This is a genomic window from Streptomyces sp. NPDC005574 (genome assembly GCF_040605435.1).
Taxonomy (GTDB): Bacteria; Actinomycetota; Actinomycetes; order Streptomycetales; family Streptomycetaceae; genus Streptomyces.
In genome coordinates this window covers 12,724-28,027 of sequence record NZ_JBEXCW010000042.1, presented here as the reverse complement: position 1 = coordinate 28,027, position 15,304 = coordinate 12,724, and the positions used below count along the sequence as shown (strand labels likewise).

The window sequence follows — 15,304 nt, the reverse complement described above, 5'->3', positions numbered from 1 at the left end:
GGCCGTACGTGGGATCCTGAGCACCGTAGGCCCATACGATCTGCGGACCGGGCGCCGCTCCGGGCGGCGCGCACCGCTGTCCCCCGTTCGCGGTAACGTGATCCCCCTATGAACGCCAAGCCCGACGTGCGTCCCCCCGCCGTATCTGTGATCATGCCCGTCCTCAACGAGGAGCGGCATCTGCGCGGAGCCGTCCAAGCGATCCTCGCGCAGGAGTACGACGGCGAGATGGAGGTCGTGATCGCCCTCGGTCCCTCCACGGACCGCACGGACGAGATCGCCGCCGAGCTCGTACGGGAGGACCCGCGCGTCCACACCGTGCCGAACCCCACCGGCCGCACCCCCGCCGCCCTCAACGCCGCGATCAAGGCATCCCGGCATCCGGTCGTCGTCCGCGTCGACGGGCACGGCATGCTCTCGCCGGACTACATCACCACCGCCGTACGGCTCCTGGAGGAGACCGGCGCGCAGAACGTCGGCGGCATCATGCACGCCGAGGGCGAGACCGACTGGGAGCACGCCGTCGCCGCCGCCATGACCTCGAAGATCGGGGTCGGCAACGCCGCCTTCCACACCGGCGGCCGGGCCCAGCAGGCCGAGACGGTCTACCTGGGTGTGTTCCGGCGCGAGGCGCTGGAGCAACAGGGCGGCTACAACGAGGAGTTCATCCGCGCCCAGGACTGGGAGCTGAACTTCCGCATCCGTGAGGCGGGCGGCCTGATCTGGTTCTCGCCGGAGTTGAGGGTGTCCTACCGGCCGCGGCCGAGCGTGCAGGCCCTCGCCAAGCAGTACAAGGACTACGGCCGCTGGCGGCACGTCGTCGCCCGCTACCACGAGGGTTCCATCAACCTGCGCTACCTCGCCCCGCCGGCCGCCGTGTGCGCGATCGCGGCCGGCCTGGTCGTGGGCGTCGCGCTCACGCCCTGGGGTCTGGTGGTCCCGGGCGGCTACCTCGCGGTGATCGCGGCCGGCTCCGCCCTCACCGGCAAGGGGCTGCCGCTCAGGGCGCGCCTGCGGATACCGGTCGCGCTCGTCACCATGCACATGTCGTGGGGCTGGGGCTTCCTCACCAGCCCCAGGTCACTGGCGAAGCGGGTCATCGCCTCCCGCCGCCCCGCGGTGCTCGCCTCCAACTGAGCGCGCCCTCGCGGCGCTTGGCTCCAACTGGGCGCGCCCTCGCGGCTGCTCAGCTCCAACTGGGCGCCGTCGCACGGTAGTCAGTCACCTGGGCGCCGTCGCGCGACAGTCAGCCGCCTGAGCGCCGTCCCGCGGTGCCCGGCGCCGACCGGGCGCCGCGGGACGGCTGTTCGCGGTGGTCGCTACCAGCGGTAGGGCTTGTAGACGTCCATGCACTTCTTCTCCGAGCCGTTGATGGCGTCGGCGTTGCCGGGCAGGTCGCCCGCAGCGGGCTTCTTCTGCTTCGGGTAGGCCGTCCCGGTGCGCCAGTCGGCTCCCACGACGAGCGTGACACCCGAGACGTCGGTCGACTTCTTCACCGAACTCAGCGGTATCCCCAGCGACTTGGCGACCGCCTGGGCGTCGCCCTCCAACTCGGCGCTCGGGTAGCGGACCACGGTGTGGTCCTCGGACAGTCCCGCGGTCGTGTCCGTCGCCGCCCTGGTGAAGCCCTTCTCCGCCAGCCGTTGGGCGATCTCCCGGGCACGGCCGGAGACCGGGCCGAGCGTGGAGGTGGCGGTGGCGTTGCGCACCGCGACACCGATCTCGCCGTCCGCCGCGGCCGGGTCCTTCGACGCCTTCCCCTCGTCCGACGCTCCGGAGCCCTTCGCGTCCGAGCCCTTGCCCTTGTCGTCGAAGGCCACGTCGTCGCGGAGCATCGCCCACACCTTCTCGGCGTTGGCTCCGTCCGGCACCACGTGGTTGCGGTCCAGGCTGTCCTCGACGACCGGCATGGTCGTCATCGTGATGCGGTTCGTCGGCACCGTCTTCAGCTGCATGCCGAGGTCGTAGAGCTTCTTGACCGTGCCGATCTCCTCGGACACCGTCAGCGACCTGGTGGCCGACTCGGCCAGGTTCATCAGCCGCCCGGTGTCGGTGAAGACGTTCTGGCTCTTGAGCGTGCGGATCATCGAGTTCATGTACATGTGCTGGGCCCGCGCGCGCAGCAGGTCGCTGCCCCAGGCATGCCGGGTGCGCAGCCACTGCAGGGCCTGCTTGCCCTTGACCTTCTTCGAGCCCGCCGTCAGCTTCAGGCCCGAGCCGCCGGCCACGCCGGGCAGCGGGCGGTCCCACACGTTCTGGTTGACGCAGACCTCGACCCCGCCGATCGCGTCCGCCATGCTCACCACGCCCGCGAAGTCGATCGTCATCCAGTGGTCGATGTAGACCCCGGTGAGGTTCTCCCAGGTGGCGAGCGTGCAGCCGGCGCCGCCGCGGCCGAGCGACTCGTTGATGATGCGGTTGGTCGCCGGGTAGGTCTGGCCCGTCTTCGGGTCCTTGCACTTGGGGATGTCGACGCGGGTGTCCCGCGGGATGCTCACCACGGCGGCGCTCTTGCGGTCCGCGGACAGGTGGATGAGCATCTGGACGTCGCCCAGCGGCGGTCCGTCGCGGTCGTCCTTGCCGCCGCCCAGCGCCACGTTGGCGTCCGAGGCGCGGCTGTCGGAGCCGATCAGCAGGATGTTGACGGGCGTCTGCCCGGCGGCGTTCGCGTCCGACCTGCGTGCCTTGGAGTCGCCGCTGCTGCGCTGGCCCTTCTCGATGTTTCCGTTGAGGTGCTCGTAGTAGAGGTATCCGGCGCCGGCCGTCCCGAGTATCAGCACCGCCAGCGTCGTCGCGGACCAGCGCAGCACCCGGTGCTTGCGGCGCGGCGCCACCCGGCGTCTGCCGTGTCCGCCGCCGTCGCCTCCGCTGCCACCCCCCGTGGTCCCGCCGCCGCTGCCGCCGCCCGCCCGCACTGGTCGACGGCCGTGCGGAACGCCGTGGCGCGTCCCTTCCCCCTGCACACTGTTCTGCGTCACTCTCCCCGTCCTCCCACCCCTGGCCGCGTCCGAAGACATGACCTCGCGCCCATGCAACGGGCCTGCCGTACGTCCCCTTAGACGTACGGCAGGCCCGTCAGGTCACCTCAGGAACTCAACTGGCGCACTTGACCTCGTTGGCCGTGGACTTGTCCACGTCCGGCGCCGCCGAGGAGGCGTCGAGCTTCACCCCGGCGCCCTTGAAGTCCTTGCCCAGGGTCAGTGTCATCGTCGGCAGGCCCTGGGAGTTGGTCACGCTCTCGCCGACCTTCATCGCGGAGCCGGACAGCCCCATGATGGCGGCGAGCCGGCGCGCCTGGGCCGCCTGGGCGGGAGCGTACTCCAGGCGCGTCTTCGCCAGGGCCGCCTCCGCGTTGCCCGCGTTCTCCGACTTGGTGACGCCCTCGTCGTTCTGCAGCCAGGCGAGGGTCTCCTGGGCGCTGCCGGCCGCGGCGCCGCCGTTGAAGACGCGCACGCGCACCTCGGACGCGTCGGACCTGGTGCCCTTGAGCCGGGCGGCGACGGCGGCCTTCTCCTTCTTCTTCTGCGCCTTCACCGCGGTGAGGGACACGTCGTCCTTGATGGTCCGGAACAGTGCGGGCGCCTTGTCCTCGTTCAGGACGACCGTGGCCTTCACCGTCTCGGCCGGGTTGTCGAGCACCGGCACCGTGGTGAACGACAGGTTCTTGGTGTTCAGCTTGCCGAGCTCCAGACCCAGGTCCTTCAGCTTGCCGATGCTGTCCAGCTGGGAGTCGACGGTCAGCGCCTTCGTGCCGGCCTCCGCCAGCTTGATCATCTTCGTGGGACTGGTGAGCGTGTCGTTCGACTTCAGCTTGCGCATGAGCGAGCTGAGGAACTGCTGCTGGATCTGGATGCGGCTCAGGTCGCCTCCGAAGCCCACCGAGTGCCGGGTGCGCACGAACGCCAGCGCCTGCTCGCCCTCGATGTTGTGCGTGCCCTTGGACAGCTTCAGGTGCGAGTCCGCGTCGTCGATGTCCTTGGCGAGGCACACCTCGACGCCGCCCACCGCCGACGTCAGCGTCTTGACGGCGTTGAAGTCGGCGACGATGAAGTTGTCCGGGGTGATCCCGGTCAGCTCCGTCACCGTGCGCATGGTGCAGCTGGGCGTGCGGTCGGCCTGGCCGAGGCTGGTGTTGAAGCGGACGTTCTCGCTGCCCCCGATGACCTTCGTGGTGCCGTCTTTCTGCTGGGTCTGGCAGTCGGGGACGTTCACGATCAGGTCGCGCGGGATGCTGAGCGCGGTCGCGTTCGTACGGTCCTTGGAGACGTGCAGCAGGATCGTGGTGTCGGCGTGTCCCACGCTGTTGGCGTCGCCGTAGCCCGCGTTGCCCGAGCCGGTGCGCTTGTCGGTGCCGATCAGCAGGAGGTTGATGGCCTTGTCCTTGCTGAAGCCACCGGTGCTCGCGCCGTCGTCGGACACGGACTGGATGTTGCCGTTGAGGTGCTCCAGGTAGAGGTAGGCCGCTCCGGCGGTGCCCACCAGCACGAACGCCATGATGCCGCCGGTCCACAGCAGCGTCTTCTTGGCCTTCGACTTCTTCTGCACCGGCCGGCGTCCGCGCCGGCCGGGCGGCGGTTCCTCGGGCGCGCCACGCCGTCGGCGCGGCGGCGGCACCTCACGTCCGGGGAGCGTCTCGGTGTCCCGTCCCGGCGCGGCCGTACGGCCGCGGGCGCCGGCGCCCGCGGGGGCAGGTCTGGCCGCCCGACGTGGTCCGGGCACCGCCGATCGCGGTGCGGAGGGAGCCAGTCGCAGTTCGTATTCGCCGGTGTCCGGGTTGATAACCCACTGGTCTGCGGGGTCGATGTCGTCCGCCCGCCCACGGCCTTGCGCGTCCACGGTTGTCTGAATCCTCCGTCGGGGCCACGCGGCGCCAGTTCCCCCTCAGGCGCTCGGATCTCGGTCACAGAGTGCACGACCCCAGGTCGGTCCTTGCGGCCGGGTGCACCGGATCGCTCACACTATCCGCCCAGTTCAGCGTTCAGGGACGCCAGTGACAAATTCCACGTCCCTACACCCGGGCAATTCACCCATTTTATTGGACATTTGTTCGTCGCCTTGGCTATTGCTTTACCCGCAGGTGTCGTCGGCGGCGTTGTTGCCGCGGAACGTGGGTGCGGGAGAGGTCGCGGCCGTGGGCTCATCGGACTGCTTTCCGGCCGAGCCGGTGCCCCGGCGGACCCCGTTCGGGTAACCCTTTCCGTACGCGCCGTAGTCGTACGATTGCTCGTACGACATCCCGTTCCCGCTCTCGTACGAGTTCTTTTCGGCGCCCGCGGTCGAATCGCGGCTTTTCGCCGTGGAATGGGCCGCGGCCCCCTTCGTGACCACCACCGGCGCGTCCGCGCGCAGTTGTGCGAACAGTTTCTGCGCCTCGGGTTCCACGAGCTGGTCGCGATTGGCGTTGTAGACGTACGACTCCCTCGGGACGGTCAGGAACTGCACCCGTTCTGCGGGGATGTCACGTACCCCGCGCACGAGTTGGTACAGCCCGCGCAGACTCGCCAGGTCCGGGTCGGTCGTCAGCGACGAGGTCGCCGCGTCCAGGACGGGATAGAGCCGCGCCGGATTCAGCAGGACGTCGTTGCTCTGCACCTTGTGGACGAGCGCGCCGAGGAACCGCTGCTGGCGGTCCATGCGGTCGGTGTCGCTGCCGTCGCCCAGGGACTTGCGGGCCCGGACGTAGCCGAGGGCCTGCTCGCCGTCGAGCAGCACCCGTCCCGCCGGCAGCCGCAGCTTGGCGGCCTTGTCGCGGATCGGCGCGGTCAGGCACACCTGGACGCCGTCGACCGCGTCGACCATGTCCTTGAAGCCGTGGAAGTCGATGACCATGTGATGGTCGACGCGGATGTCCGTGAGCATCTCCACGGTGCGGATCGTGCAGGCCGAACCGCCCACCTGGAACGCGGAGTTGAACATCGCGAACATGGGGGCGGTTCGGGTGCCGTCCGGGCGCCGGCAGCCGGGCACGTCCACCATGAGGTCGCGGGGGAGGGAGACGGCGGTGGCGCTGTGCCGGCCCGCCGAGAGGTGCAGCAGGATGGTCGTGTCGGACCGCTCGGTCCCCGAGTCCCGCCCGTAACGGTCGTTGCCGTCCCCGGCACGCGAGTCCGACCCGATGAGCAGGATGTTCTGCGCGTCCCGCACGAGCGAGGTCGGCCGCTCCTTCTCGTACCGCGCGAGCTCGTCCGCGGCCGCGTCGTCCGCCGTGATGTTCCCGTCGAGCTTCGCGTACACCGCCCAGCCGCCGCCGACGGCCACCACCACCAGCACGGCGATCCCGATCCCGGTCCACCGCACCCACCGCCCGCGGCGCCGGCGCGCCAGCCCCCGCCCGGTCGCGGACGCCCCGGCCCCCGGCCCGAAGGTCCCTGCGGTGCCCTGGCGTCCGGAGGCGGTGCCCTCGGTGTCGGTCACGTGTGGAACCACCCCTCATGGCGTGTGAGCGTCTCGGGAGTGCTGCTCCTACGACCATGGCGCGAACCGGGTGCCGGGGGTGGCCGGAGCTGGGCCGAACGGGCGACACCCCGGGGCGGCTACCTGGCCGTCGCCGTCACCCGCTCGTTCTCCACGCGCCGGGCCAGGGTCTCCTCGTCCGACCGCTCCAGATGGCGGCACAGCACCACCGAGCCGCCGGTGGCGAGCGGCGCGTACAGCCCGGCGCAGAGCCCGCCCCAGCTGTCGTACGGCAGCCCGGACAGCAGTCTGGACCCGGGCCCCGTCAGTCCGAGCGGGACCGCCTCGGCCCGCGCCCGCTCCACGACCTCCGCGCCGCTGAACTCCCGCCCGGCCACGACCAGCGCGGGCTCCTCCGGGTCGACCGGAGCGAACGGGGCGAACCGGTCGCCCTGACCCGGTACCTCGACCGCGTAGTCGGCGAAGCCGGCCGGCGGCTGCGGGAACCGCCCGCCGAGCGGCCGCAGGGCGAGCGCGATCCGCTCCCCGCCGCACGCCCGTGCCGCCTCCAGCGTGTCCGGCCCGCTCACCACGAGGTCGGCCGCCGCCGGATCGCCCGCCATGTCCGCGATCACGCCCACCGACGAGCACGCCAGCAGCCACACCGCCGTCTGCCAGTGCGCGGGCAGCAGCAGCGCGACCCGGTCGCCGGGCTCCGCGCCGAGGTCGCCCTGGAGGAGATTGGAGGTCTTGGCCACCCAATTGGCGAAGGTGGCCACGGACAGTTCGACCCGCTCGCCCGTGGCGTCGTCGTAGAAGGTCACCAGGGGGCGTCCGGGGTCCGCGGCGAGCGCGGAACGCAGCAGGTCGGCGGGGGTACGGTCGGTGGCGTTCACCCGCAGAAGCCTACGCGGGCGGGCGGGCGCGCGGCCCACCCCAGGGCCACCGGTTCGGCGCAACGGCAGCCGACGGCCCGTCAGTTCCCCGATGGACAGATATGTATGACTATGTCCAAGATCAGGGGCATGCGTGGATTCCTTGCTTCCTCGATCGGCGTCACCTGCGCGGCCGTACTCGCCCTTCCGTCGGTCCCGGCCGCGGGAGCGGTCCCGGCCCCCGGGCGGGCGGCCGAGCCGTATGCCGCCGGCCTCCCCGGCAGCACCCAGTCGCTGCCCCTCGCCCCCCTCACCCGTGACCGCGCCCTCGGCCCGGCCACCGCTCAGGGCCTGTTTCGCCAGGACGTACGGCACTTCTCGATGGTCGGCGTCGTCTGGGACAACCCCGGGACGGAGTTGCGCGGCCGTGTGCAGGTCCGCACCCGCGCGGCCGGCTCCGCCACCTGGTCCGGCTGGCAGGACGTCGAGACGCACAACACCGAACACGCCGCCGACCCGGGCACCGCCGAGCGCGCCTCCGGCCGGGTGCGCGGCGCCACGGCGCCCCTGTGGGTGGGCGACTCCGACGGCGTCGAGGTGCGCGTGCGGGCGGCCGACGAACGCGGTACCCAGGGCAGGGAGGAGACCGGCGGCGGCACCCGCACCCTGGCGGCGACCGCGCCCCTGCCCTCGGGCCTGCGCCTCGAACTCGTCGACCCCGGTGACCCCGGTGACCCCGGTGACCTCGGTGATCCCGGCGACCCGGGCGGCGAGGTGCCGCCGCAGCCCGGCCCGGAGTCCGACCCCCGCACCGGCACGGTGGACCTGGAGAGCGCCGAGTCGCTCGCCGCCTCCACCGCCAACACCGACCTCGCCCCGCTGGGGGCCACCGAGATCCCGGCCCTGGACGAACGCGCCACCCAGGAGGAGCTGTACACCCTGCGGGCCGGCGAACTCACCGAGCAGCAGCGGGCGAAGCCGTACATCGGACCGCGTCCGCGCATCGTCACCCGGCGCGGCTGGGGCGCCGACGAGAACCTCCGGGAGAGGGGCTTCGTCTACACGAGCAAGGTCAAGGCGGCCTTCGTGCACCACACCGCGTCCGGCAACGGATACCGCTGCTCACAGGCCGCCTCCGTCATCCGTGGTATCTACCGCTACCACGTCAGGAGCATGGGCTGGCGCGACATGGGCTACAACTTCCTCGTCGACAAGTGCGGCACCGTCTACGAGGGGCGGGCGGGCGGCGTGGCGAAGCCGGTCCTCGGCGCGCACACCCTCGGCTTCAACACCAACAGCATGGGCATCGCCGTGATCGGCACGTTCGGTACCGCGAAGCCGCCTGCCGCCGCCGTCACGGCCATCGCCCGGCTCACCGCGTGGAAGCTCGGCCTGTGGGGGGCCAATCCACGGGGAAAGACATATTTGAAGTCCGGCGGTGGCAATCTCTACCGAAAAGGTAAGAACGTACGACTGAATGTGATCTCCGGCCACCGTGACGGTTTCTCCACGGAGTGTCCAGGCCGGCAGCTCTATCGCAAGCTCGGCTCGGCCCGCTCGACCGCCGCCCGCTATCAAGGGCGCTAGTGCCGTGACCGGACGGGACGGCGCGGTCCCTCCGGTTCGAGTGAACGGCCGGGGGAGCTCTCACCGCCGTCGGGGGGCAAAAGGCGGAACGCCGCTCTGCCGTCGAAGGCACCACACGAGGTTCTGCATACACTGGCCGGCCGAAAGACAGTTCGGCCGGTCCCGGCAGGAAGCAGAGACGACAGGTGACAGAAGCGATCCTCCTGGTCGGCGGCAAGGGCACCCGGCTGCGCCCCCTCACGGTGCACACGCCCAAGCCCATGGTCCGGGCGGCCGGGGTGCCCTTCCTCACGCACCAGCTGGCGAGAGCGAGAGCGGCCGGTGTCGAGCACATCGTCCTGGCCACCTCGTACCTGGCCGAGGTCTTCGAACCGTACTTCGGCGACGGCTCGGCCCTGGGACTGCACGTCGAGTACGTGACCGAGCGCGAGCCCCTCGGCACCGGCGGCGCCATCCGCAACGTCGCCTCCCGGCTGCACTCGGGCCCCGACGACCCGGTGCTCGTGTTCAACGGCGACATCCTCACCGGCCTCGACATCCGGGCGCTGGTCGACACCCACGAGACGACCGGCGCCGACGTCTCCCTGCACCTGACCCAGGTGACGGACCCGCGCGCGTACGGCCTGGTCCCGACGGACGAGACGGGGCGGGTCACGGCGTTCCTGGAGAAGCCGCAGACCCCCGAGGAGATCGTCACCGACCAGATCAACGCGGGCGCTTATGTCTTCCGCCGCTCCGTCATCGACACCATCCCCGTGGGCCGCCCGGTCTCCGTCGAACGCGAGACGTTCCCGGACCTCCTGGCGGCCGGGGCCCACCTCCAGGGCATGGTCGACTCGACGTACTGGCTGGACCTGGGCACCCCGGCGGCCTTCGTCCGCGGCTCCGCCGACCTGGTCATGGGCCGCGCCCCCTCGCCCGCCGTCCCCGGCCGCTGCGGCGACCGGCTCGTCCTGCCGACGGCGAGGGTCGCCCCCGACGCCAAGCTGACCGGCGGCACGGTGGTGGGGGAGGGCGCCTTCGTCGCGGAGGGCGCGCGGGTCTTCGGCAGCACCATCCTGCCCGGCGCCGTCATCGAACCCGGTGCCGTCATCACCGACTCCCTCATCGGCACCCGCGCCCGCGTCGGCCGACGCTCCGTCCTCACCGGCACGGTCATCGGCGACGGCGCGGTCATCGGCGCCGACAACGAACTGAGGGAGGGCGCCAGAATCTGGTGCGACGCTCGCATCCCGGCGGGCGCGGTGCGCTTCTCCTCGGACCAGTAGGGGATTTCTTTCCAGCCCGTCCGGCCCTTGGGGACGAGGCCGTTCGGGCCGAAGCGGGGTCCGGGGGCGCAACCCCCGGGGACGGAAGGCGCGGCGGGGGCGAGAGAACCTCGCCGTCAGCCCGCCCCGGCCCAGCCGGTCACAACACCCCGATGTCCCACTTCGGCATCTTGGGAACCCGCCGCGCAGGCGTCCTCCCGCTCAGCAGAATCAGCCGCGCGGCCCGATGCCGCTGCCCCGCGTACGGCTCCAGCAGCTCCAGCATCACCGCGTCGTCCGCGTCCCGGTTCCCCGCCAGCGCCCACCCGACGATCCCCGGCAGATGCACATCCCCCACGGTCACCTCGTCCGGTGCCCCGTGACTGCGCTGCACGGTCTCCGCCGACGTCCACGGCCCGACCCCCGGCACCACCTCCAGCCGCGCCCGCGCCGCCGCCGGTTCCATCCCGACCGCCTGCTCCAGCCGCGCGGCCACCCGCACCGCCCGCAGGATCGTGGACGCCCGCTTGTTGTCGACGCCGGCCCGGTGCCACTCCCACGACGGGATCAGCGCCCACGTCCGCGGCTCCGGCACCACGTACATCCGCTCGGGCGCGGGCCCCGGCGCCGGCTCCCCGAACTTGCGCACGAGCAGCCGCCACGCCCGGTACGCCTCGTCGGTCGTGACCTTCTGCTCCAGGATCGACGGGATCAGCGACTCCAGCACCAGCCCGGTCCTGGTCAGCCTGAGCCCCGGCCGCCGGTGCCGGGCCACCGCCACCAGCCGGTGCCGCGGAACGAACGCCGCCGGGTCGTCCTCGGCGCCGAGCAGCGCCGGCAACCCGTCGAGCAGCCACTCGGCGCCCGGCCCCCACGCCTCGCCGCGCACCTCGCCGCCGTACGCGGCCACCCGCAGGGTTCCCGGGCCCGCCGGTGTCCGGCAGGTCCGCCACACCGCCCCGTCCGGCAGCGCGCGGAACGTCGGATCGCCGGGTCCGCGCCGCAGCGGCCCGAGCGCCAGCCCGAGATCGAGCGGCCCGTCGGGCACGTACGTCCGCACCCGGCCGGGACCCGTGCTCTGCCGCGGCATGCCCGGTGGCACGCCGACCTGCCCGCCCCGCACGGTCGTACGGGTGGGCCGGGGATCGAATCGTCCTGCCACGGGTGAGGTCCTAGGGAGCGGAAGGCGCCCCGGTGAGAGAGGGGCCCTATGAGGGTAGGCGCAGCCGCGCGTGCGTCACCGCACCTCGACGAAAGCTCCCGCCTCCCGCTCCGGCCGGGGCCGCGGCTCCTCCGCCGGATGCCCGACGGCCACGGCACCCATCGGGTCCCAGTCCGCCGGCAGTTCGAGCACCTCGCGGACCACGTCCCGGCAGAACATCGTCGATGACACCCACGCGGACCCCAGCCGTTCCGCGGCCAGCGCGACCAGGAAGTTCTGCACCCCGGCGCCGGTGGCGACCACGAACATCTCCCGCTCGGCCGCGTCCCGCCGGGCGTCGCCGTAGGTGTGCGAGCCGTCCATGACGAGACAGGGCACGACGAGATACGGCGCGCCGCGCAGCACCTCGCCCCGCCGCACCCGCTTGGCGATCGACTCCTCGCTCTTGCCGTCCCGCCGCAGGTCGGCGATCCAGGCGTCCCGCATCGCGTCGAGCAGCCGCGTCCGCGACCGCGCCGACTCCAGCAGCACGAACCGCCAGGGCGTCGTGTGGTGCGGCGCCGGCGCGGTGACGGCCGCGGCCACCGCCCGCCGTACCGATCCGGAGTCGACCGGCTCGTCGGTGAAGGCCCGCACCGTACGCCGCTGGGTCACCGCCTGCCGGATCGCCTCGGAGGTGCCGAGCCGGAACATGTCGTCCCGGGCGCCGCGCACCATGGCCCGCGCCCCCTGTCCGTCGAGCCCGTCGACCACGTGCGGCAGCCCGCGGACGACGGCGACGGGCAGTCCGGCGGCCTTGCCCTTGACGAGATCGCCCGCCGCGGCCAGCTCGTCCGCCGTGGCGACGACGGTCGCGGCGAGCGGATTGCCGTACGCGTCGGTGCCCCCGCGCAGATCGTCCAGCACGCGCACGCCCGCGGCGCCGATCGCGACGTCCGTGAGCCCCGCGCGCCAGGGCCGCCCGAAGGTGTCGGTGACCACGACCCCGACCTCGACCCCGAGTGCCTCCCGCAGTCCGTCGCGGATCGCCCGCGCGGACCGGTCGGGGTCCTCGGGCAGCAACAGGACCGTCCCGGACGGGGTGTTGGAGGCGTCGACCCCGGCGGCGGCCATGACGAGGCCCTGCCGGTTCTCCACGATGCGCAGCGGCCCGCGCCGCGCCACCACCCGGACGGTCTCGGCGTCGATCGCGGCCTCCCGGTCGGCCGCCTCGACGACGCGCCCCTCCGCCTTGGACACGATCTTCGAGGTCACCAGCAGCACGTCGCCGTCGGCCAGGGCGGGTTCGGCGGCGGCGATCAGCTTGGCCAGGTCGTCGCCCCGCGCGACCTCGGGCAGGCCCGGCACGGCCCAGACCCGGAAACCGGCGGGGTCGCCCTGCGGGCGCGCGTCCGGGAAGCCGCTCACGCGCGCACCTCCTCGGCCAGGTCGAGCGCCGCGCGGGCCATCCCGGCGGCCGCGTCGACGTCGGTCATCATCAGCGGCACGGCCCGGCACCGGATGCCGGCCTCCTCGACCCGCTCCACCGCCTGCGCGTCGACGGTGTCCACGAGCCAGCCGTCGAGCAGCCCCGAGCCGTAGTGCTCGGCGACCGCCGCGGCCGTCGACTCCACACCGACCGCGGCGAGCACCTTGTCGGCCATCCCGCGCACCGGCGCGCCCCCGACGATGGGGGACAGCCCCACCACCGGCACCCCGGCGTCGGCGATCGCCTCGCGGATGCCGGGCACGGCGAGGATCGTGCCGACGGAGACGACCGGGTTGGACGGCGGGAACAGGACGACGTCGGCCGCCGCGATCGCCTCCAGGACACCCGGCGCCGGCTTGGCCTGCTCGGCACCGACCGGCACGATCGCAAGGGCCGGCACGGACGCCCGCAGCCGCACCCAGTACTCCTGGAAGTGCACCGCCTTGCGCTCGCCGTCCACCTCCACCGCCACATGCGTCTCGACCCGGTCGTCGGTCATGGGGATCAGCCGCACGCCCGGCTTCCACCGGTCGCACAGCGCCTGGGTCACCGCGCTCAGCGGATAACCCGCGCCGATCATCTGCGTCCGCACGATGTGCGTGGCGAAGTCCCGGTCGCCGAGCCCGAACCACTCCGGCCCGACGCCGTACGCCGCGAGCTCCTCCTTGAGGTGGAAGGTCTCGTCGGCCCGCCCCCAGCCCTGCTCCTCGTTGATGCCGCCGCCGAGCGTGTACATCACCGTGTCGAGGTCCGGGCAGACCTTCAGCCCGAAGAGGTGGATGTCGTCCCCGGTGTTGCCGATGACGGTGATGTCCGCGTCCGGCACGGCCTGCTGGAGACCGCGCAGGAACCGGGCACCGCCGATGCCGCCTGCCAGAACCACAATGCGCATGGGGCAAGTCTTGCAGGCGGGTGCGACAACGCGTCGGCCGGTCACGGCCTCAGCGCGTCAGGCGGTGACGACGTCCACGTCCTCGTGGCCCGCGGGTGCCGTGCAGGCGGAACGCCCCGAGTGCATGGGCATCTCCGTCAGCCCCGGGAAGTAGACGTGCAGGCTGACGGCGGGTTCGAGGGCGTCGTTGACGACCTCGTGCACGTACCCCGGCGCGAACACGCGCTGCGCCCCGGCGCCCAGCGCGCGCGTGCCGCGTGCGGTGCGCTCGGTCAGGGTGCCTTCCAGGACGGTCAGCACACCGGAGGAGCGGCCGTGGTCGTGCAGCCCGCTGCCCTGTCCCGGCACCCAGGTCAGCAGCCACACCTCGTAGCCCGGGCCGGTGCGCAGCCGGTGGTACCAGCGGGTCGTCGCGTCGTAGCGGACCAGGTGGGCCCACTGGGAGCGGTCGGCGGCGACGGCGCGGGCCAGCCCGACGAAGTCGGCCACGGTGGCCGGGTGCTCGCGCGGCGCCTGGAGGAGGTGCGGGACTTCGAGGATGTCGCCGGCGATCTGGAGGTCGCTGTCGCTGTTCATGGGTGCGGTGGTTCCTCGGCGGGAGAGTGCTGGGGTGTCGCAGGTCGTTCCGCCCGGGTCACGGGCGGGAGGAGCCGCCTCGGTGGGCGGGGAGCAGCCGGAGCGCGGTGGGGCTCAACAGCTGGGACAGCAACAGCTGCAGCGAGCGCGGGCAGCACCGTGGGACCCGGCGGTGCGGGTCGGGGTGAAGGCCGAGTTCGCGAACATGCCCACAAGGACACCGGCTCACACCTTCACTGTCAACTCGGCGCCGGTCCGTGGGACGGGATTCACCTCATCCGGTTCACCTCGCAGATGAAAGGTTTGTGCAGGCGTCACCCGGGACACATGGCGCACAACCGGGCGCACGAGCCCCGGCGCGATCCCGTGATCCGACTGTGATCCGATTCGCATCGGCGCGCGTGTCGGAACGAGATCCACGTCCTGGGCGTCTTCCTCCGCACAGCCGCGGAACGGCTCCGCGTGGAGTGGCGACCCTTCCGGCCCCATCTGCCTGTCAAGGTTTATGCCGATTTGAACACTTTCCGCTAGGCCTTGGTTCCGCAGAGTGAATAAGGGGCCCAATAGCAGATCTCGGCTTGACTCGCTCGGAGCAGCACACTTGTAATTTCACTCGTGTCGTTCAGCCGACATCGGTAACGGCTACATCACGGGGACGCGAAAGACAGACGAGGGGCGCACATGACCGAGCTGGTGCAGCAACTGCTGGTCGACGACGCGGACGAGGAAATCGGCTGGCAGGAGCGCGCCCTGTGCGCCCAGACCGACCCCGAGTCCTTCTTCCCCGAGAAGGGCGGCTCCACCCGCGAGGCCAAGAAGGTCTGCCTCGCCTGCGAGGTCCGCTCCGAGTGCCTCGAATACGCCCTCGCCAACGACGAACGGTTCGGCATCTGGGGCGGTCTGTCCGAGCGCGAGCGCCGCAGACTCAAGAAGGCCGCCGTCTGACCAGGGAGCAGGCACCGTCCGTCCCCGCGGGTTCGTCACGAACGGCCCGTCGCAGGTGGGTTGTCCACAGGCGGCGGGCCGTCGTCATGCCCAGCCGATAGTGTGGTCGCTCGTCCGAGACGCACCGCCGTCCCCACGGGGCACGGGCGTCCACCGCAG

The 15,304-nt window shown here is 72.1% G+C and carries 12 protein-coding genes; 4 read left to right on the top strand and 8 right to left on the bottom strand.

What is annotated here, in order from left to right:
• The first annotated feature begins 108 nt into the window (after positions 1-108).
• Positions 109-1,137 (top strand): glycosyltransferase family 2 protein, encoded by a 1,029-nt coding sequence (locus ABZT03_RS24950; RefSeq protein ID WP_356042765.1) that lies wholly within the window; start codon positions 109-111, stop codon positions 1,135-1,137.
• Positions 1,138-1,319: 182 nt separating this feature from the next.
• Here the strand turns inward: ABZT03_RS24950 and ABZT03_RS24945 are convergent, their stop codons facing one another.
• The 4 genes from ABZT03_RS24945 to ABZT03_RS24930 form a co-directional block, all read right to left on the bottom strand.
• Positions 1,320-2,978, bottom strand: a complete 1,659-nt coding sequence (locus tag ABZT03_RS24945; protein ID WP_356042763.1) for an LCP family protein — start codon at positions 2,976-2,978, stop codon at positions 1,320-1,322.
• Positions 2,979-3,093: 115 nt separating this feature from the next.
• Positions 3,094-4,836 (bottom strand): LCP family protein, encoded by a 1,743-nt coding sequence (locus ABZT03_RS24940; RefSeq protein ID WP_356042762.1) that lies wholly within the window; start codon positions 4,834-4,836, stop codon positions 3,094-3,096.
• Between the two features lie 231 nt (positions 4,837-5,067).
• On the bottom strand, positions 5,068-6,414 hold the full coding sequence (locus ABZT03_RS24935) for an LCP family protein (RefSeq protein WP_356042760.1): 1,347 nt from the start codon (positions 6,412-6,414) through the stop codon (positions 5,068-5,070).
• Between the two features lie 119 nt (positions 6,415-6,533).
• Positions 6,534-7,289 carry a TIGR03089 family protein gene (locus tag ABZT03_RS24930; protein WP_356042758.1) on the bottom strand — a complete coding sequence of 252 codons (756 nt, stop codon included), beginning with the start codon at positions 7,287-7,289 and terminating at the stop codon, positions 6,534-6,536.
• Between the two features lie 129 nt (positions 7,290-7,418).
• Between ABZT03_RS24930 and ABZT03_RS24925 the strand changes: the two genes are divergently transcribed.
• Positions 7,419-8,855, top strand: coding sequence for a peptidoglycan recognition protein (locus tag ABZT03_RS24925; RefSeq protein WP_356042756.1), 1,437 nt, complete (start codon positions 7,419-7,421; stop codon positions 8,853-8,855).
• 185 nt (positions 8,856-9,040) lie between these two features.
• Entirely contained in the window at positions 9,041-10,123 is a 1,083-nt protein-coding gene (locus ABZT03_RS24920; RefSeq protein WP_356042755.1) for an NDP-sugar synthase, read from the top strand.
• A gap of 139 nt (positions 10,124-10,262) precedes the next feature.
• Here ABZT03_RS24920 and ABZT03_RS24915 read toward each other — a convergent pair whose 3' ends face one another.
• From ABZT03_RS24915 to ABZT03_RS24900, 4 genes are all read right to left on the bottom strand, one after another.
• Positions 10,263-11,264, bottom strand: a complete 1,002-nt coding sequence (locus tag ABZT03_RS24915; RefSeq protein WP_356042753.1) for a DNA-3-methyladenine glycosylase 2 family protein — start codon at positions 11,262-11,264, stop codon at positions 10,263-10,265.
• A gap of 75 nt (positions 11,265-11,339) precedes the next feature.
• Positions 11,340-12,671: a coenzyme F420-0:L-glutamate ligase gene (locus tag ABZT03_RS24910; protein ID WP_356042752.1), complete on the bottom strand. Its 1,332-nt coding sequence runs from the start codon at positions 12,669-12,671 to the stop codon at positions 11,340-11,342.
• On the bottom strand, positions 12,668-13,624 hold the full coding sequence (gene cofD, locus ABZT03_RS24905; RefSeq protein WP_356042750.1) for a 2-phospho-L-lactate transferase: 957 nt from the start codon (positions 13,622-13,624) through the stop codon (positions 12,668-12,670). The genes ABZT03_RS24910 and cofD overlap by 4 nt, the downstream gene beginning before the upstream one ends.
• A gap of 57 nt (positions 13,625-13,681) precedes the next feature.
• Positions 13,682-14,200, bottom strand: coding sequence for a cysteine dioxygenase family protein (locus ABZT03_RS24900; RefSeq protein ID WP_356042748.1), 519 nt, complete (start codon positions 14,198-14,200; stop codon positions 13,682-13,684).
• Between the two features lie 681 nt (positions 14,201-14,881).
• On the opposite strand from ABZT03_RS24900, the gene ABZT03_RS24895 reads away from it, so the two are divergent.
• A complete protein-coding gene (locus ABZT03_RS24895; protein ID WP_356042746.1) occupies positions 14,882-15,145 on the top strand; it encodes a WhiB family transcriptional regulator in 264 nt (87 codons plus the stop codon).
• Positions 15,146-15,304 lie beyond the last annotated feature (159 nt).

What these genes read in the sequence shown, in the direction of transcription:
- cofD (WP_356042750.1), bottom strand. Translation starts at nt 13,624, where the DNA reads ATGCGCATTGTGGTTCTGGCAGGCGGCATCGGCGGTGCCCGGTTCCTG.
- ABZT03_RS24925 (WP_356042756.1), top strand. Translation starts at nt 7,419, where the DNA reads ATGCGTGGATTCCTTGCTTCCTCGATCGGCGTCACCTGCGCGGCCGTA.
- ABZT03_RS24900 (WP_356042748.1), bottom strand. Translation starts at nt 14,200, where the DNA reads ATGAACAGCGACAGCGACCTCCAGATCGCCGGCGACATCCTCGAAGTC.
- ABZT03_RS24950 (WP_356042765.1), top strand. Translation starts at nt 109, where the DNA reads ATGAACGCCAAGCCCGACGTGCGTCCCCCCGCCGTATCTGTGATCATG.
- ABZT03_RS24895 (WP_356042746.1), top strand. Translation starts at nt 14,882, where the DNA reads ATGACCGAGCTGGTGCAGCAACTGCTGGTCGACGACGCGGACGAGGAA.